Raw genomic sequence first — 17,972 nt, 5'->3', positions numbered from 1 at the left:
TTGTTCTCGACAAGATTCATTTCAAAATTTTAGAATGGGTTGGTCGCCCACAGGCTCGACTTCGGAATAAAGATCCGCGGGTTGAGCTTTAATTGGGCTACCATGTATTCAGCCAGGTCTTCCGCCTGCATGAATTTCTCTTCGCTCTTCTCCGGTTTGTTGCCTTCCCCGAAAAATTCCGTAATCACGAGGCTCGGTGTCAGCGCAAAGACGCGGATATTGTTTTTGCGCACTTCCTGCGACAGCGATTCCGTCATGCCGAGCACGCCGAATTTCGAGGCACTGTAGGCACTGGAGCCTTCTGTACCTTTGACGCCCGACATGGACGAAATATTGATGATGTCGCCGCCGTTTTTCTCGATCAATTGCGGCAGCACCGCGCGGGTCACGTAATACATACCCATCAGGTTGACATCGATCATTTTCTTCCATTCAGCCGGATCGATTTCAAGGAACGGTCCGAATGTGCCGATTCCGGCGTTATTGATGAGAATATCAACGGAACCAAGCTGTTCAGTGAGTTTCGCAACTGCATCTTCCACCTGTTCCATCGACGATACGTCGGCAGTGGCATAAGCCGCTTTCACGCCGCGCTGTTCAAGTTCTTTTGCGACCGCCTCCAGATCCGATTCCGTCCGTGCCATCATGCCGATATTGACGCCTTCTTCCGCCAGGGCGAGTGCCGTCGCTTTGCCGATCCCCTTGCCCGCTCCGGTAATAAATGCAGTCTTGCCTTTCAGTGATTGTGCCATCTTGTATTCAATCCTTTCTTCACGTCAGTTTATAATTAATATCTTCTTTTTACAGGTTTCCCTCTTCTGAAAAATTTACACTTCCGGTTCGTCTTCCGATATTCGATAATATGATAATGGTCCGTTTGTTCATAATCAATTTCTTCTACTTTCCCTATCTAAAATCAAGATTATTGTTAAGAGGTTCTTTTTATATAATATACAGATACCCTTCCTCTTCCTCGAATAACTTATTAATACTATTAAGCCATACTTTTATCTTACTATCATAATACTCAGGAATTAATCTGTTTCTATTTTTATATGAGGGCAAGAAAAAACCGCAATCTGCATGAATCGCAGATTGCGGTAATTTGATTAAGCTGCTACTGCTGCATTCTTCTTCAGCATTCCAACAATGATCGCTGTTACAAACGAACCGATAAGGATCGCGATCAAGTACATAAGGATGCTCAAAGCCCCGCCGTCTACCAGCCCGATGACGAAGACTCCTCCGTGAGGTGCGCGCAAGCCGATATCGAACAGCATTACGAGTGCTCCGGTAGTCGCCGCTCCGGCGATGGCCGCCGGAATGACACGAGCCGGGTCAGCCGCGGCAAACGGGATAACGCCTTCTGTGATGAAACTTGCACCAAGAACATAAGCTGTCTTGCCCGCTTCACGTTCCGGTTTCGAAAATTTCTTTTTGAACATCGTTGTCGCAATGGCCAGGCCAAGCGGCGGAACCATGCCCGCCGCCATGACCGTTGCCATGAAATTGAAATTATCCGCATCCAGCATCGCAATGCCGAATGTATAGGCCGCTTTGTTGACCGGCCCGCCCATATCGACTGCCATCATACCGCCAAGCAAAAGTCCGACAAGGATAAGATTCGTACCGCCAAGTCCTTCAAGGAATGCGGAAATTCCACTGTAGACGGTCGTAAGTGGCGGATTGATCAGCATCATGATAATCCCTGTGATGGCGATGCCGAATACCGGATAAAAGAGAACCGGTTTCAATCCTTCGAGACTTTGAGGAATACGAGAAAATACCTTTTTCACAAGTACCGTTACATAACCGGCAAGGAAACCGGCAATCAAACCGCCAAGGAATCCGGAACCGCCATCTGCGCCTTCAACACCCGTAACCGTGATGGCGATCAAACCACCGATCATACCCGGCGCAAAACCGGGTCTGTCCGCGATGCTCATCGCGATAAAGCCTGCAAGAACAGGAACCATCAGGAAGAACGCAGTGCCACCTCCGATTGTGCTCAGCATGGCTGCAAATTCATTATAATCAGGATGCGTCGGATCTGATGCATTGATGCCCCAGAAAAAGGACAACGCAATCAGGATACCGCCACCGACGACAAACGGCAACATATTCGAAACACCGTTCATCAAATGCTTGTAAAATCCGCCTTTTGAATCTGACTCAGTTGCTTCGTCTTTAGACTTGTCATGCTTATAGATGGGCGCGTCATTTGTGACAGCACGGTTCAACAGATTATCCGTTTCGTAGATCGCTTTGCCGACCGCTGTCTGGATGACCGGTTTGCCGTCAAAACGCGCCATTTCCACTTTCGTATCGGCGGCCACAATGATGGCGTCCGCTTCGGCAATGTCTTCAGCAGTCAGGCGGTTTTTTACCCCGCTGGAACCGTTTGTTTCCACTTTCAGTGATATGCCAAGTTCTTTTGCGCGTTCACTGAGCTTTTCAGCCGCCATATACGTATGTGCAATCCCGGTCGGGCAGGCAGTGACAGCCAGGATTCTTTTGCCGGATGACTCTGTTTCATTCGTGGTTGCCGGCGTGTCTTCCGGACCGGCCACTTCGGTTTCTTTGTCTGATACTGCCAGTAAAACTTCTTCTTTCGTAGCGGCCGCGAGAATTCTCTCCCGGAACTTTTCATCCATTAAAAATGTTGCGAGCCTCGATAAGGCTTCCAGGTGCGCGTCATTTGCCCCTTCACTCGCTGCAATCATAAAGAACAAGTTTGCCGGCTGTCCGTCCATCGATTCAAAATCAATGCCTTCCAGCGACCGGCCGAATGCAATTGCAGGGGATTTTACTGCAGCTGACTTGGCATGGGGAATGGCGATTCCTTCGCCGATGCCTGTCGTGCTCTGCTCTTCCCTCGTTAAAATGTTTTGTTTGAAAGCTTCCGGGTCAGTCAGTTTTCCTGCCCCGTCAAGCTGTGCAATCAGCTCATCTATGACAGCTGTTTTGTTGTCTGCCCGCAAATCCATGGCAATCGTGTCTTTGGTCAATAAATCTGTAATTCTCATTTTGTCACATCCTGTCCGTTGAATGGGTAAATCTCTACTTGTTCCAGTAATGCCTCGACTCCGGCTTTGTCGCATAAATCCGACCGGAAAGCAGTGGCGCTGCCGCTGGCGACGCCATATTGGAATGCTCTTTCTGCATCCTGGTGTTTTGAAAAACTGGCAATAAACCCGGAGACCAGCGAATCACCGGAGCCTACGGTGTTTACCACCAGTCCTCTCGGTGCCTGAGCTGAAAAAGCGAATTCTTCTGCTACCAGCATCGCACCTTCTGCCCCCATTGAAACGATGACATGGCCGACGCCGTTTCCAACAAGTTTCGAAGCGTATTCAAATGCTTCCTGCTTACTGGATATTTCAATCCCGAACAATTCGCCCAGCTCTTCCAAATTCGGTTTAATGAGGAAGGGCTTCGTTTTCACTAATCTTTTCAATGCCGGTCCCGATGTATCCAACACAAACCGGACTTCCTGATCCCGGCAAATTTGTGAGAGGCCAGAGAATACGGATTCAGGTATCGAATCCGGCAGGCTGCCCGCAAGAACAAACCAATCCCCCTTCTTCAAAGCCTTCACTTTTTCCGTTAATTGTTCCAGCTGTTCAGCATCAAGTGCCGGTCCGGGTCCGTTCAATTCGGTTTCTTCCTGGGATTTGATTTTGACGTTAATGCGGGTGATTTCGTCAGTCGGGATAAATTCCGCCGCAACCCCTTCATTTCTTAAAAACTGTTCAATATATTGCCCGGTAAACCCACCGGCAAATCCAATTGCCTTATTGTCGGTACCCAAACGTTTCAACACGCGGGAAACGTTGATGCCTTTGCCTCCGGGATAATAATAGACACTGTCCGCACGATTCAGTTTCCCTGATTCGAATTCGGGTAAATACACGGTGTAATCGATGGACGGAGCAATCGTGCATGTATAAATCATGAGCCAACCACCTTCACTGTTGTCTTTTTTTCGATAGCTCCCAATGTTTCGCCGGCAATCTGTTCTGTTAACAGGATGCCCTGGTCCAAATCCATGATCTTGGCAAAACTTACTTTATTGGCCTTGGAATGGTCGGCAAGGATATAAGTTTTTCGGGCTAATGTGCTTGCCCGCTTTTTGACGGCCGCCTCTTCAGGATCAGGCGTCGTATAGCCGTATTCCGCATGGAAACCATTGGCGCCGAGGAAACAGATATCAAATCGGTAATTTCCAAGTGACTGGAGAGTTTGTGCACCGACAAAAGCACCGGTCAACGGCTTCATCAAACCACCCGTCAAATAAGTCGTAATGCCATAATCATTGAGTGATTCGACAAGCGTCAGCCCATTGGTCACCACAACCACTTCTTTCTCTTTCAAATAAGGAATCATTTGAAACGTCGTCGTCCCGGCATCAAGAAAAACGCTGTCGCCTTTTTCGATGAACGATGCCGCAAATTTTGCAAGACGTATTTTTTCCTGAAGATTCCGGGCCGCCTTATCCGCGACACTCGACTCCTGCAGAATACGTCCCGGAAGCACAGCGCCACCGAACACCCGCTCCAGTTTCTGCTGATTCTCAAGCTCAGTCAGATCCCGGCGGATGGTTGATTCGGAAGCGGCTGTGTAATCCACGATGTCCTGGATTTTGATGGTCTTTTTTTCATACAGACAATTTAAAATATATTCATGGCGTTCATTGGTTAACATACCTGCACCTTCTTTTAGTATGATTTAAAATGATATTACTTGAAATCGCTTCCAAAATCAATCATAATCATTCATAAGCAATCAAAAGCGCTCATTTGATTCTATAAAAGCCTTTCATACAAGGTTTTAAATAAAAAGAAATTAAGAGTGCCAACAAACCAAGGAGGAATTATAATGACTGAAAAACAATTCACAATTACAGATGAAGCAGGTATGCACGCGCGTCCCGCTTCTGCACTGGTCGGTTCAGTAAGCAAATTCAAATCGGATATCATGCTTGAATTCAAAGGCAAAAAAGTCAATTTGAAATCGATTTTGGGAGTTATGTCCCTCGGGATTTCTTCAGGCTCAATTGTCACCATTTCAGCAGACGGTGAAGATGAAGATGAGGCAATGGCAACAATTGAAGAGGCGATGAAGGATGAAGGGATTTCAAACCAATGACTTCCCAACTTTATGGAATTGCGGCTTCTGACGGAATTGCCATCGCAAAGACATATCGTTTGGAAAATCCGTCGCTTGAGTTTGAGAAGATAATGATTGCGGAACCCGGCCCTGAAATCGAGCGGTTACAATCGGCTCTGGCTAAATCCACTGCTGAATTGGAACTTATCAAGGAACAGGCCGAAAAACAGATTGGCCCCAAAGAAGCGGCGATATTCGGCGCGCACCTGATGGTACTTAGCGACCCGGAGCTGATCGGCCCGATCACTGAAAAAATCACAACAGATCATGTCAACGCAGAATTTGCCCTACATGAAGTAGCTGAGATGTTCATCGGCATCTTCTCTTCAATGGACAATGATTATATGAAGGAACGCGCTGCGGATGTAAAAGATGTCCGTAACCGTGTCCTTGGGCATCTGCTCGGGGTAAAAGTTCCGAATCCCGGGCTTATTTCCGAAAAAGTGATCATTTTGGCGGAAGACCTGACACCTTCGGATACCGTTCAGTTCAACCCTGAATTTATCCAGGGCTTCGTAACGGAAATAGGTGGACGGACTTCACATTCTGCAATACTGGCCAGAACTTTGGAAATACCGGCTGTGGTGGGAGTCAAGCACTTGATGGAAAATTTGGAGGATGGCACTGTGCTGATCGTTGACGGCATCGAAGGGAAGATTATTGCCAATCCGACAAAAGAGGAACTGCAACATTACGGAAAACGCAAAGAAGAATTTGCCCATCAGAAAACACAGCTGGCGTCGTTGAAAGATGCGGCTACTTTGTCTGCAGACGGGGTTGAAGTGGAACTCGGTGCTAACATCGGCTCGCCGAAAGACCTGAACTCCGCTCTTGAAAATGGCGCAGAAGCAATCGGACTGTTCCGGACCGAATTCCTTTACATGGGCCGGGACAGCTTCCCTACCGAAGAACAGCAATTTGAGATTTACTCGGAAGTCCTGGAACGGATGGGCAGCAAGCCGACGGTCGTGCGCACACTGGACATCGGCGGCGACAAGGAATTATCCTACCTGGATCTCCCAAAAGAATTGAATCCCTTCCTGGGACTCCGCGCCATCAGGCTGTGCCTCGAAATGCCGGATATGTTCAGAACCCAGTTGCGGGCGTTGATCCGTTCCAGCGTTCATGGCAACCTGAAAATCATGTTTCCGATGATTGCCACGCTGGAGGAATTCAGGCAGGCGAAACAATTGTTCGTCGAAGAACAGGAAAAATTGGCAGCGGAAGGCATTCCTTTCAACGAAGAGATTGAAGTCGGCATCATGGTCGAAATTCCATCCACTGCTGTCATGGCGGATCTTTTTGCCAAAGAAGTCGATTTCTTTTCGATCGGCACGAATGACCTGATTCAATATACGCTTGCAGCGGACCGCATGAATGAAAACGTGGCCCATCTTTACCAGCCATTCAATCCGGCTATTCTGCGGATGGTCAAAATGGTGATTGACGCTGCCCATAAAGAAGGAAAATGGGCAGGCATGTGCGGAGAGATGGCTGGAGAAGAATTGGCCGTTCCTATCTTGCTCGGACTCGGACTGGATGAGTTTTCCATGAGTGCTTCATCGATATTGAAAACCCGCTCACTGATCAGTACGCTGTCCAAAGCGGAACTGGTTACACACACAGAACAGATCCTGTCATTAGCCACTGCAGAAGAAGTTAAGCAATATGTGGCTGGCTTGGTTAAACATTAGTCAGGTAACTATGGATCAAATAGAAAAAGCCATTGAAAAAGTTACTTTTTCAATGGCTTTTCTAGTTCCACAAATTATCAGGCCCATTTATTATACTGTAATTCTCCTGCTGTATATTGTCGTAACACAGCAACTGCCAGAGCTTCCGGATATAAACTGATAGCCGTCAGCATTTCAACCGGCACCCAGACTGGCTTATAACTTCCTCGGCCCCGCTCAGGATCGGTGTATTCTTCGCCGCTACCGGAACCGAATCGGCCCTCTGTTATCGAAGCCAAAAAATAATACTCTTTACCAGAGCCTATTGTTAGAAATACCTGGGGACCCATCTCCACTTTGACACCCAACTCTTCCAACGCTTCCCGTTCTGCGGCAGCCTGGGGTAATTCGCCTGCTTCTATGCCGCCTCCCGGGAAAACATAATAAGTCTCATCATCACAGATCCGTTTAATCAATGCCAAATGGCCGTTATCTACAATCAGCAGCGCTGCCCTTGACCTCATATTCACATCATCCTCTCCCATTAAAAGATGAAACAGTGCAACTGGAAAATTCATCAACGCAAAATTATAATCATTATACGGAAATAGCCCGTTACGTCAATAGCGAATGACGAGTAAGTGATGGAGGCCAAAAAGAGAACAGCCGGCAGGTTTTTAATGAAGAAAAACCGCAGAGCGGCTAACACGGGATCAGCTTACTTTTTATGATAAAAAAGAGGGAATCATAAACATCAGGCTTAGCAAGGCCACTGCAAAAATTGATGATTATTATTCCGTCATGCTTATCCCTTCTTTTTCCTCATTCCACCTCCACGTTCTCCTCCTTCAATTCAATAACGAATGTTACAATGCTTCTGACTTTTTCCAGATTTTCTTTATCCAGCCGATATAAATCCACGTAGCAGAATTTCCGGGTTTTGCCTTCTTCATTTTTACGTGAGCTAATGCCTTTTACCGCCGCTTCGCCGTTGTTGCAGATTATCGTTTCTATCTGAAAATCCATAGCGTCGAAATCTGCAATGCCGAACGCAGCATCAAGCAGCCCCTGTTTGCCCTTTACCGGCACAGTACCGACCATGGACCACGATACGTTCTCAGTAACATGCTCACTGATGAAGTCCTGATCTCCTTTTAAAAAAAGACTCATTGAATTTCCGGAAAAACTCTTCTTTTTCCTTTTCTTCCATAATACCACGCCTCCGAATCATGTATTCCCGTGACTTGATGGCAGAGAAACAGAAACTCTACAGGTCATCATAAAATCTGAAACTCGTACCCTTTTATATTTTCAGACATTTCTGGCTACTTTACCCCCTTCCATCTTACTTCATCCTTACAAAGAAATAAATACATAAAGTACCATTTTTCAAATAAACATCGAAAGCTCATAAGCAATATAGAAAATTTGCCTTCCAATTCCCAAGGGAACTGGAAGGCAAATTTTATTCGTCTTTTTGTTTATCAGAAGAAGAGTCCTTTGAAGGCGCAAGGTCTTTTCTTTCTTCGGCCTCGAGATCCGGGCAACTGCTGCTCGGGTGAACCCGTAAAACTCCCCTTTGCGTTCTCTTCTTCTTTTTGCTTCGCTTTTTCATCAGGCACCTTCAGCACTGCTTTTTATTTCTGTTTCTTCTTCTTTACCCGCTCCAGCAGCATTCAATCCGGTTTATATTTTATTGGCTGCTTTGCAAAAAAATAAACGCCAGATGGTTTAGCCGATCCAGATTCAGGTTAATGCACATTTAAAGGAAGGATGCGAAATCGATGGAGAAGATACCGCAATGGTCCAAGCAGGACGTATCCAGAACGTTGCCTGCCCGCCGTGACGACGGCCATAAGGGAACATATGGCACTGCGCTGCTGGTGGCCGGCAGTCCGGGAATGCCGGGAGCAGCAGCGCTGGCTGCCAAAGGTGCCATGCGCAGCGGGTTGGGTAAGCTGGTGGTCGCCACCGCCGCAGAGTCGATTCCGGTTATTGCTGCGCTTGTACCAGAAGCGACATTCGACCCGGCTATGATGAAACGGCTCACAAGCGCCACGACAGATTTAGACGGGTTCCGGGCCATCGCTATCGGGCCCGGCATCATCCCGGGTGAAGCAACTGAACAGGCTGTGGAACGGTTGCTGGCAGCTGGCAAGCCGCTCGTGCTTGATGCCGGCGCGCTATCAGCCAGAAGCTACAGCCGCGCTTCGGCTCCAGTCATCCTGACCCCGCATGCGGGAGAATTTTCACGGATCACCGGGGTATCCGTGGAAGAATTGCAAAATAACCGCGCTGGGCATGCTGTCAAATGGGCCATGAAAACGGGCATCACGATTGTGCTGAAAGGCAAGAGCACTATCATCGCTTTTCCCGATGGAGAAACGTTCATTAATGCGACAGGCAACAGTGCTCTGGCCAAAGGAGGCACCGGCGATACGCTGACCGGCATGATCCTTGGCATGCTTTGCTTCCATGACAATTGGCAGCATGCGGTTCTGAACGCCGTTCATCTGCACGGTGCATGCGCCGACGAGTGGATACGCAGCCGCTCCGCCCATACCCTTGTGGCCCATGAGCTGACGGAACTGCTGCCTGTTGTCATGAAATCCTTTGAAACATAAAAAGCAGCAATGTTACAGGCCGCTGCCTGAACGTTGCTGCTTTTTGCATTTTTACACCAAAGCGGATTCCACATCTACCGGGATTTGCACGGCATCTTGCTGTTCGACAACAAAATAACGTCTGTGCCAGACGAGGAACATGAAAATGGTCCAGATTTTGCGTGCATTATTGGCTTTATTCGTGTAATGCTCATCCAGTAAAGCGAGCAATTCGTTCTGGTTGAAGAATTCCGCCGCTTCTGCAGAAGTAAAATACGCTTTGATCTGCTGATGGAATTTGTCTTCACGGATCCAGTTGCGAATCGGTACCGGGAAGCCCATTTTTTTGCGGTTTGCAGACGCTTCCGGAAGTGCCCGGCGCGCCGCAAGACGCATGGCGTATTTCGTGTCATTCTCGCCGATGCGGTATTTCGCCGGCAATTCTGCAGCTGTCGCCATCACTTTCTTATCCAGGAAAGGAACGCGCAGCTCCAGGGAATGCGCCATGCTCATCTTATCGGCTTTCAATAGGATATCCCCTACCAGCCAAAGGTTCAAATCGAGGTACTGCATTTTGGTCAAATCGTCTTTGCCTTTGACGCGATCGTAGACGGGACGAACAATGTCTTCCACCGAAGGGCCGTGCTGGTAATCGGCTTTCAGCATTTTCGCTGCTTCCGCTTCCGGGAACACATTCGCCTGGCCGATAAACCACTTCTCGACAGGGAGTCCGCCTTGAATCAGGAATTGTCTGCCGCGCATTTCGGGAAGTTTGGCTGCAGCCGCTCCAATGGAGGAACGCAGACCTGCCGGGAGCTTGCGGTATTTCTTCAGGTTCGGGCGCACATCATAATCGTCGTAGCCACCGAACAATTCATCCGCTCCCTCTCCGGAAAGCACAACCGTTACATCTTTCTTCGCCAGCTTCGCAAGGAAATAAAGCGGTACGATCGACGGATTGGAATGCGGTTCATCCATCAGGTACTGGATTTGTTCAATTTCGTTGAAACATTCATCCGAATTCAGCACTTCGGAGATATTCTGGATATCCAGTTCATCCGATAATTGCTTGGCATTGTCAATTTCAGAGAAATTCTTGTCGCTGAAGCCGACAGTGAATGTCTTATCCGGTTTCAGGACAGAAGCCACATAACTGGAATCCACGCCGCTTGACAGGAATGAGCCGACTTTCACATCACTGATCCGGTGTGCCTGGATCGATTCGCGAATGACCTCATCAATCCCTTCCACTGTTTCTTCCAGCGGCTTTTCATTGACATCAAATGCAGGCTCCCAATAGCGTTCAAGGGAAATCTCGCCTTCTTCAAAAACAAGGAAGTGGGCTGCCGGCAATTTGAACACGCCTTTGAAGAATGTTTCATCCAATACGGAATACTGGAATGTCAAATAAGGCTTCAGCGCATCGCGATTTACTTCTTTCCGGAATGCAGGGTGCGGCAAAAAGCTTTTGATTTCAGAACCGAACAGTAAAACACCGTTCATATTGGCGTAATACAGCGGCTTGATGCCGAACATATCTCTCGCCACAACCAGTTTCTTCTTGGTACGATCCCAGATGGCGCACGCAAACATGCCGCGCAGCCGGCTGAAGATGGCAGTTCCGTATTCCTCGTAGCCATGAATGATGACTTCACAATCCGAATGGGTCGAAAAGGCGTGGCCTTTTTCAATCAGTTCTTCACGCAGTTCCTGGAAATTATAAACTTCACCGTTGACCATCGCCACCAACGTATCATCTTCGTTATAAAAAGGTTGGCTCCCGCTTTCAAGGTCGATGATGCTCAACCTCCGAAACCCAAGAGCTGCTGTATCATCAAGGAATTGTCCAGCTGAATCTGGTCCTCTATGTACAATCCGGTCCATCATCTTTTCCAGAACGGATCCGGCACGTTCAGTGTTACCGATAAATCCTGTAAATCCACACATTCATGCTGCCTCATTTCATCTATTTTATAGTTCTTTCATTAAAAAACATCACCATTAATTAAATCATAAGAAGTCATTAAATAGCACCTGTTATTGATAAATTTTGCAATTATTTTTTGCCAACAACTAAGCTTACCATAAATACCGGCATTTGCTCGCTTTTCGCACTTCAATAGGACGTTAAAACGTTCCGGAAGTTCCAAGTTTAGCACGAATACTGCCGTTAAACTCTAAACAAGAAAATCTGTAAAGAAATAGAAATATTTCCGTACAGATTTCAGTCCCCTAACTTCATTTTTTCAATAGTGGTCCCTGTTTTTTGAGGTAATCCAGCATTCCCATGGAACTTACCATCAAATCGAGTTCGATGAGCATATAAACTTCATGATGTTCCGGAACGCCCAAAGAATTTAATGATGATTTGACCATGTCGTTCAGGCGCTTAGCCAACTCGGTATGCCCCTCACCGGCAGAGGCAGCTGCTTGCGCTTCCTCCATAAAAATATCGAGCCATTCAAGGGCTTGGGCAAATGCAGCATCGGGTTTTTCAGTCATGCCGAAATGTCCATAGAAAACCCGGGTAAACCCGCCTTCTCTCATCCGTGAAATGGAACTGCGCATACTTTCCGGATCAAATTGATTCGGTGAAGTCGAAGGAAGATGGAATTCGATCCCTTCTTTTGCCAATTGTGCGTAATGGATGCCTGCTGTGTCACCGGTGAAAATACCGTTGCTGACCGGATCGACGATGGCCAAATGATGGTTGGCATGTCCTGGCGAATCCCAGAATTCAAGCTGGCAGCCAGGGCCGATATCCAGATAATCACCTTCCCCTTTGACCAGAATCCGCTCTGCCGGCACAGCTTCAATGGGGTCGAACAAAACAGAAAAACGATCGCCGTAAACCATTTTCGCACCGGCAATGAGACGCGACGGATCGCTCAAATGCCTGGCGCCTTTTGCGTGCACCACCAGTTTCGCATTCGGGCAATCGCGCATCAACAATCCGGCGCCGCCTGCGTGGTCGAGATGAATATGTGTCACGATGATGTATTTGACGTCTGCAAGTTTATGGCCCAATTTGGCCAATCCTTCCAGTATATATTGCACCGAAGGGCTGGGGCCGGTTTCAATCAGCGTCAGCTGTTCTTCAGCAATGACGTATGTACCCGTTCGTTCTGCTATGCCCATGTCATAGCCATCAATCAAGGAAATTCGATCTGTTAAATCCACTGGATAAATACTCGCCATCCGTATCCCTCCTTCAAATACCTGCATTATACCAAAGATTCTGTTTTTTGAGGAGAAGTTCTTAATTTGCTGGCTATGAATACGTATACATCATTATTTCTGATTTGGTGCTGAACTGTTTCGGATGAAAAGCTCAGGCTCAATCCGCTCATTAAAGGAATGGTTCGGAAAATCTCCATGGATCAATGCCAGCAATTCGGTGACAGCTTCTTTAAAAATATCTCTATCAGGTGGCAATCCAATAGTGGTCAAACTCAGATAATTCATGGCTGATTGAGGTGAATTGCCAATGCCCAGCACCGACATATCTTCCGGTATCGAATACCCATAGGCAATCAGAAAATCAATGGCCTGTGCAGCAAGGGCATCTGTTGCGGCGGCAATTGCCGTCGGCCGGTCCTTTCTCGCCATCATCGCCGAGAGCACGCCGTCAAAATCAGAATATGCGCCGGCGGCACTGCAGATCTTCATCCCTTGCGACTTCGCCGTTTCCAGAAAGCCCCTGTAACGGGTGCCATGATGCGATTCATTGCGCCCGCCCCCTACCCAGCCGACGACCGTATGACTTAGGTTATTCAGATAATCCGCCGCCAGCTTACCGGAAGCCGCGTTATCCAGCGACACAAACCTGTGCTCACCGTGTTGGTCGGCACCGCAGAACACAAATGGAATTCCGGAATTTTTCAGTGATGCGATGCCCGTGCCGACTGGGGTGATGGGCCCTACAAGGATCCCTTCCGCCTGCGACCGGCTGATTGCTTCAAAAACTGTTCCCGGCTGAGTCGGGTCTTGGATGTGAATTTCAGTGATGAAGCCCTTTTCCTGTGCATAGGCAATTGAACGGGCGCTGAACTCCGCGTTATCAGGGTCTTCCAGCGGACCGCAAAGCAACGCGACGATACCGCTTTTTCGGCTGATCAATGAACGGGCAGCTGCATTGGGACGGTAATTCAATTCCTGAATAGCGGCATTCACTTTCGTAAAGGTCTCCGCATTCACTTTTTCCGGGTTATTCATCACTCTCGAAACCGTGGCTTGAGACACGCCCGCCAGTTTTGCGACATCAACAGAAGAAACCAGGATGGCCACCTCCTTTCACTAATTCTACTCGTATGTATACGTATACATTAGCAGATTTGCTTCTATAAAAAAACCCCTTCCTGTAAAGGAAGAGGTTACTTTCAGTTATCAGGCTCTGCTGTTGATTGGCGCGCCGCCCGGCACCGGCAAACTTTTTGCCAACCTGCGGTCGATTGCATTGTTTTCCAGTTTTGCTGAAAGCAGTCCCAGCAGCACGCCGAACATCGCTCCTGCAAACACTTCCACCGGCTGATGCCCCAGCAATTCTTTTAACTCTTCTTCACGTTTGATCAACTCGAGACTTGGGAAATCGCCTTTCATTGAAATCAGGCTGTCTTCCAGATCATTTACCAGTTGGGCAATCTCCCCGGTATGCCGGCGGATTCCTTGTGCGTCATACATGACGATCGTTCCGAACACAATCGCCAATGCCGTTTCTGTGTGGCGAGTCCCTTTATGGGCTGCCACATATGTAGCGAGCGCTGATACGCCTGCCGAATGGGAGCTCGGCATGCCACCTGTTGTAAAGGCGTGCTTCCAATGCCACTCACCCGTCAATTTTTTATTTGTTACAATCTTTAAAGCCTGTGCGATTCCAATCGCCGACAGGGATGTTATTACGCCGTAGTTCATGCAATCCGCCTCCTGAATATTGTTACTGCAGCTAATATGCTGTATAAAGTGCAATACCCGAAATCTACGGCAGATAACCGGAAAATCCGAGCATCAGAAAAAGAAGCCCTTCAACGCTGTGAAAAGCTTCTTATTTTTCATTGGAATGTTGCGGGAGGGCAATCCCGGTAGCCCGCAATGTATCGATCAATAATTCATGCATCAATTTATAGCCTTCCTCATTCGGATGGACGCCGTCAAGCCAGATGGCCGGATTTTTGCCCATCTTGTTTGTCTTGGAAATAATGACGCCACGTTGACCTATTGCACGGTTCCAGCGCCGAAAAAGAAGCTTTGTCAGCCCCAGGTATTGATGTTCTTTTTTCATCGAATTATAAAGATCGTTTTGAACAAGCACTATTTCCGGATTCACTTCACGGATCCTTCTGTAAATTCCGAGGAGATTCCTTCTATAGTTGAGACGCAGGGCTTTAAAGTTGCGCATCAGGCCAGCAGCACCGAGCTTCCTGAACCCTTGCAGCAGATCGTTGCCGCCGATATTGATCAGGACAAAATCTGCTGAAGAAAGATGGTCATCCCATTTGCCCGATGCCACTCTGTCAGCCAGCCCATCGCTTGTCAGTCCGTTGATGCCCAGGTTGACGATCCGGCTCGCAGGAAAGCTTTCCCGCAAATATTTCGTAATACCAGCTTCGGTGCCGTAGCCATATGCCACGGAATCACCCAAAATAACAATGGTTCCTATGTTGAATTCTTTTTTGTGTTTTCGGATTTTACGTAAAGGCGTTTTATTCAGAAGGACGCCCGACAGATATCTTTTTTCCAATCAAAGCACATCCTTTCCCCCAATATTTTGATACAATTATATCATTATAACAATTATGTATCAATTGATACGCTTCATGTGATTCATATAAGTAGGCAGATTCGTTGCTTTCCACTATTATTTTAGTAAGACAGTTTACAAATTACCTTAAAGGAGGCAAACGATGACAGAAATTTACGCAATTTTAGGTGTGCTTTTATTGTTGCTTGGCATTATCGATTTCGTCTGGACAACGCTGTGGCCGGATGGCGGCGCCGGACCTGTGACCAAAAGGGTTTCTCTGCTGTTTTGGTTCGGAATCAGGTGGATTGGCAAAGACCGCCCTCTAATCATCAGCATGGCCGGTCCCCTTATTCTTATCGCCACTCTCCTAAGCTGGATTCTATTGTTCTGGACGGGCTGGACCCTGCTTTTTGCTGCCGATCCCTTTTCCATTATCGATACGAATGACAACAATCCGCTCAGCTGGCCGGAACGCTGGTATGTCACAGGCTTTTTACTGTTCACACTGGGTGTCGGCGACTACATCATGAAGGAAGGTTTTTGGCAGATCATCGCCATTTTTACGACAGCAAGCGGCCTTGTCTTCATCACGCTGGGGGTCACCTACATTCTTTCTGTACTCGAAGCAGTGAGCCAGAAACGCGCTTTTGCCGAGAGTGTTCGCGGCATCGGCGACAATGTAAGTGAAATTGTCAGCAATTCCTGGAACGCCAGGGACTTTCACGATATCGATCTGCTGCTGAATTCCTTTTCTGCTCAATTGAGTACGTTGACTTCCAAACACAACGCCTATCCTATCCTGCATTATTACCATGCCAGTAACAGGGATGCGGAATTATCGGTATCAGTGGCCATTTTGGATGAAGCATTGACCGTCTTCAAATACGGAATGCAAGAAGGCCACGGGCCGAATAACCTGCTCCTCCAGGAAACGCGTTCAACCATCGAGAGCTATATCGGAACCCTTCGCACCGGCTATATCAGTCCGGCTGAGTTTTCTCCTTCCCCTCCGGATTTGGATCGAATGAGGGAATTAGGCCTGCCGGCCGTTTCGACTGCTGCATTCCTCGATTCCCTGGATGATTTATCCGAACGCCGCAGAGAGTTGCTGGGCAGCCTGCGGGACAACGGAAGACAATGGCCGGAATAAAAGAGTGTATACAGTAAAAATCCCCGTCCTTTTTTTGGACAGGGATTTTTTTCTTTAAAATGGGTAGCGTCTTCTTTCTTCCTGCACAGAAATCCATTGGAACGTTGAGAACTCATCCAGTGACCAATGTCCGCCAAAACGGCCCAGCCCTGAATTCTTCTCGCCTCCAAATGCGACAAGCGGTTCATCGTTGACACTTTGATCATTGATGTGAACCATGCCGGTTTCCATTCGCTGGGCAAAATTGAAAGCTTTTTCGTAATTGGATGAATGGACAGAACCACTGAGTCCGTATTGCGTATCATTGGCGATCTGCAGTGCTTCCGCTTCATCTTTCGCCGGGATAATGGTCACTACGGGTCCGAACATTTCATTTTTTGCTGTGGCCATTTCATTTGTTCCTTTCAGCACAAACGGCGACATCACATTGCCGTCCACCGATCCTTCGAGCAAAACTTCAGCTCCTTCAGCTTTTGCCTGTTCCACTTCGCCCAGTATCCGTTGGACTGCTTTTTGGTTGATGAGCGGCCCGATCAATGTGTTCGCCTCTTTGGGATCTCCCACTTTAATTTTCCTGCTCAGCTCAAGGAATTGTTTTGTGAATTCTTCGTATACATCCTGATGAACGATGATGCGATTGACCGCCATGCAGATTTGGCCGCTGTGCATGTATTTGCCGAACGCAGCTCCTTCGACCGCTTTCTCAATATCAGCATCTTCCAGCACCACAAACGGGTTGTTGCCGCCAAGTTCCAGCACTGCTTTTTTAACCAAGCCCCCAGCAACTTCCCCGATATGTTTGCCTACGCCGGTAGATCCTGTGAATGAAATCATCCGTGGTATCGGATGTTCCACGAAAGCATCGCCAACTTCAGAAATATCCGGCACCACGACATTCAAAATGCCTTTAGGCGCTCCGGCTTCTTCAAAGATTTTCCCCAATACCGTACCGCCGGTAAATGCCGTTTGGGAATCCGGCTTCAAAACGACTCCGTTTCCTGTTGCGAGTGCCGGAGAAACTGAGCGCATCGCCAGGTACATCGGAAAATTAAAAGGGCCTATGACACCGACAACGCCCAGGGGTTTCCGCAGCACTTCATTGCGTTTTCCGGGAACGATCGATGGCGGAGCCTGTGACTCGTTCTCGAACGGGAAGGATGCGGCATGTTTTGTGATCGCGATGCAGAAATCCACTTCCACATTCGCTTTGATAAGTGTTGAACCGGCTTCCTCAATAAGCAGCTGGACCAGCTCTTCTCTGCGCCGTTCCATGATAAGGGAAGCTTCTTCAATGATTCGTGCCCGTTCAAACGCATCGACACTTGCCCACTCTTTCTGCGCTTCTTGTGCAGCCTTGTAAGCTTCATCGATATCGTTTGCGCTTGCCGACTTGAAAGCGGTCACCTTTTCCTGTGTATAGGGATTGACGACTTCTATTTGTTTACTGCCGGTTCCCTCTTTCCATTGGCCACCGATAAACTGATGATCAAGATCTTTGTAGTTATCCACTTCAACCTCTCCTTTCAAAATTATCACCTGCTAACTTCTTCCCTGTTTTGCCTGATAAAAACATTCTGTATCAGCAACTAAAAGAGCGGCCCAGCAAGGCGATAATTCCGCCTTGCTGGGCCGCTCCT

General features: G+C 47.9%; 16 protein-coding genes. 4 read left to right on the top strand and 12 right to left on the bottom strand.

Going from position 1 to position 17,972, the window contains the following annotated elements:
• Window positions 1–29: 29 nt before the first annotated feature.
• The 4 genes from DIJ65_RS07360 to DIJ65_RS07345 form a co-directional block, all read right to left on the bottom strand.
• Window positions 30–752, bottom strand: coding sequence for a 3-ketoacyl-ACP reductase (locus DIJ65_RS07360; protein WP_117300511.1), 723 nt, complete (start codon window positions 750–752; stop codon window positions 30–32).
• A gap of 357 nt (window positions 753–1,109) precedes the next feature.
• Window positions 1,110–3,026 (bottom strand): PTS fructose transporter subunit IIABC, encoded by a 1,917-nt coding sequence (locus tag DIJ65_RS07355; protein WP_117300513.1) that lies wholly within the window; start codon window positions 3,024–3,026, stop codon window positions 1,110–1,112.
• The gene (gene pfkB / locus DIJ65_RS07350) at window positions 3,023–3,955 is read right to left on the bottom strand and encodes a 1-phosphofructokinase (protein WP_117300515.1); all 933 of its coding nucleotides are present in this window, start codon (window positions 3,953–3,955) and stop codon (window positions 3,023–3,025) included. Before pfkB ends, DIJ65_RS07355 begins: the two co-directional genes overlap by 4 nt.
• On the bottom strand, window positions 3,952–4,704 hold the full coding sequence (locus tag DIJ65_RS07345; RefSeq protein ID WP_117300517.1) for a DeoR/GlpR family DNA-binding transcription regulator: 753 nt from the start codon (window positions 4,702–4,704) through the stop codon (window positions 3,952–3,954). The genes pfkB and DIJ65_RS07345 overlap by 4 nt, the downstream gene beginning before the upstream one ends.
• 174 nt (window positions 4,705–4,878) lie before the next feature.
• On the opposite strand from DIJ65_RS07345, the gene DIJ65_RS07340 reads away from it, so the two are divergent.
• Entirely contained in the window at window positions 4,879–5,148 is a 270-nt protein-coding gene (locus DIJ65_RS07340) for a phosphocarrier protein HPr (RefSeq protein WP_117300519.1), read from the top strand.
• Window positions 5,145–6,863 carry a phosphoenolpyruvate--protein phosphotransferase gene (gene ptsP, locus DIJ65_RS07335; protein ID WP_117300521.1) on the top strand — a complete coding sequence of 573 codons (1,719 nt, stop codon included), beginning with the start codon at window positions 5,145–5,147 and terminating at the stop codon, window positions 6,861–6,863. Before DIJ65_RS07340 ends, ptsP begins: the two co-directional genes overlap by 4 nt.
• Window positions 6,864–6,940: 77 nt before the next feature.
• Here the strand turns inward: ptsP and DIJ65_RS07330 are convergent, their stop codons facing one another.
• Both DIJ65_RS07330 and DIJ65_RS07325 read right to left on the bottom strand, forming a co-directional pair.
• On the bottom strand, window positions 6,941–7,366 hold the full coding sequence (locus tag DIJ65_RS07330; protein WP_117300523.1) for an NUDIX hydrolase: 426 nt from the start codon (window positions 7,364–7,366) through the stop codon (window positions 6,941–6,943).
• A 298-nt stretch (window positions 7,367–7,664) separates the two neighbouring features.
• A complete protein-coding gene (locus DIJ65_RS07325; RefSeq protein ID WP_142836483.1) occupies window positions 7,665–8,012 on the bottom strand; it encodes a nuclear transport factor 2-like protein in 348 nt (115 codons plus the stop codon).
• A 614-nt stretch (window positions 8,013–8,626) separates the two neighbouring features.
• Between DIJ65_RS07325 and DIJ65_RS07320 the strand changes: the two genes are divergently transcribed.
• Complete coding sequence (locus DIJ65_RS07320; RefSeq protein ID WP_117300527.1) at window positions 8,627–9,466, top strand: NAD(P)H-hydrate dehydratase; 840 nt, start codon at window positions 8,627–8,629, stop codon at window positions 9,464–9,466.
• Between the two features lie 51 nt (window positions 9,467–9,517).
• Here the strand turns inward: DIJ65_RS07320 and asnB are convergent, their stop codons facing one another.
• The 5 genes from asnB to DIJ65_RS07295 form a co-directional block, all read right to left on the bottom strand.
• A complete protein-coding gene (gene asnB, locus DIJ65_RS07315; protein WP_117300529.1) occupies window positions 9,518–11,392 on the bottom strand; it encodes an asparagine synthase (glutamine-hydrolyzing) in 1,875 nt (624 codons plus the stop codon).
• A gap of 291 nt (window positions 11,393–11,683) precedes the next feature.
• On the bottom strand, window positions 11,684–12,643 hold the full coding sequence (locus DIJ65_RS07310) for an MBL fold metallo-hydrolase (protein ID WP_117300531.1): 960 nt from the start codon (window positions 12,641–12,643) through the stop codon (window positions 11,684–11,686).
• A 93-nt stretch (window positions 12,644–12,736) separates the two neighbouring features.
• Window positions 12,737–13,732, bottom strand: coding sequence for a LacI family DNA-binding transcriptional regulator (locus DIJ65_RS07305; protein WP_117300533.1), 996 nt, complete (start codon window positions 13,730–13,732; stop codon window positions 12,737–12,739).
• Window positions 13,733–13,831: 99 nt separating this feature from the next.
• Window positions 13,832–14,356: a divergent PAP2 family protein gene (locus DIJ65_RS07300; RefSeq protein WP_117300535.1), complete on the bottom strand. Its 525-nt coding sequence runs from the start codon at window positions 14,354–14,356 to the stop codon at window positions 13,832–13,834.
• Between the two features lie 130 nt (window positions 14,357–14,486).
• A complete protein-coding gene (locus tag DIJ65_RS07295) occupies window positions 14,487–15,182 on the bottom strand; it encodes an SGNH/GDSL hydrolase family protein (RefSeq protein ID WP_117300537.1) in 696 nt (231 codons plus the stop codon).
• Window positions 15,183–15,345: 163 nt separating this feature from the next.
• Between DIJ65_RS07295 and DIJ65_RS07290 the strand changes: the two genes are divergently transcribed.
• Complete coding sequence (locus DIJ65_RS07290; protein WP_117300539.1) at window positions 15,346–16,335, top strand: two pore domain potassium channel family protein; 990 nt, start codon at window positions 15,346–15,348, stop codon at window positions 16,333–16,335.
• A 54-nt stretch (window positions 16,336–16,389) separates the two neighbouring features.
• On the opposite strand, the gene DIJ65_RS07285 is transcribed toward DIJ65_RS07290, so the two are convergent.
• Window positions 16,390–17,844 carry an aldehyde dehydrogenase family protein gene (locus DIJ65_RS07285; RefSeq protein WP_117300643.1) on the bottom strand — a complete coding sequence of 485 codons (1,455 nt, stop codon included), beginning with the start codon at window positions 17,842–17,844 and terminating at the stop codon, window positions 16,390–16,392.
• Window positions 17,845–17,972: the final 128 nt, after the last annotated feature.

Origin of the sequence: Planococcus salinarum, from assembly GCF_007004625.1 — a bacterium.
Taxonomy (GTDB): domain Bacteria; phylum Bacillota; class Bacilli; order Bacillales_A; family Planococcaceae; genus Planococcus; species Planococcus salinarum.
Note: the sequence above shows the minus strand (reverse complement) of the source record. Positions and strands in the feature narration are given on the sequence as shown.

Bases quoted from the DNA above. Each gene is read 5' to 3' on its own strand.
- ptsP (WP_117300521.1), top strand. From the start codon at position 5,145: ATGACTTCCCAACTTTATGGAATTGCGGCTTCTGACGGAATTGCCATC.
- DIJ65_RS07320 (WP_117300527.1), top strand. From the start codon at position 8,627: ATGGAGAAGATACCGCAATGGTCCAAGCAGGACGTATCCAGAACGTTG.
- DIJ65_RS07345 (WP_117300517.1), bottom strand. From the start codon at position 4,704: ATGTTAACCAATGAACGCCATGAATATATTTTAAATTGTCTGTATGAA.
- DIJ65_RS07355 (WP_117300513.1), bottom strand. From the start codon at position 3,026: ATGAGAATTACAGATTTATTGACCAAAGACACGATTGCCATGGATTTG.
- DIJ65_RS07325 (WP_142836483.1), bottom strand. From the start codon at position 8,012: ATGAGTCTTTTTTTAAAAGGAGATCAGGACTTCATCAGTGAGCATGTT.
- DIJ65_RS07330 (WP_117300523.1), bottom strand. From the start codon at position 7,366: ATGAGGTCAAGGGCAGCGCTGCTGATTGTAGATAACGGCCATTTGGCA.
- DIJ65_RS07310 (WP_117300531.1), bottom strand. From the start codon at position 12,643: ATGGCGAGTATTTATCCAGTGGATTTAACAGATCGAATTTCCTTGATT.
- DIJ65_RS07290 (WP_117300539.1), top strand. From the start codon at position 15,346: ATGACAGAAATTTACGCAATTTTAGGTGTGCTTTTATTGTTGCTTGGC.
- asnB (WP_117300529.1), bottom strand. From the start codon at position 11,392: ATGTGTGGATTTACAGGATTTATCGGTAACACTGAACGTGCCGGATCC.
- DIJ65_RS07360 (WP_117300511.1), bottom strand. From the start codon at position 752: ATGGCACAATCACTGAAAGGCAAGACTGCATTTATTACCGGAGCGGGC.
- DIJ65_RS07300 (WP_117300535.1), bottom strand. From the start codon at position 14,356: ATGAACTACGGCGTAATAACATCCCTGTCGGCGATTGGAATCGCACAG.
- pfkB (WP_117300515.1), bottom strand. From the start codon at position 3,955: ATGATTTATACATGCACGATTGCTCCGTCCATCGATTACACCGTGTAT.
- DIJ65_RS07340 (WP_117300519.1), top strand. From the start codon at position 4,879: ATGACTGAAAAACAATTCACAATTACAGATGAAGCAGGTATGCACGCG.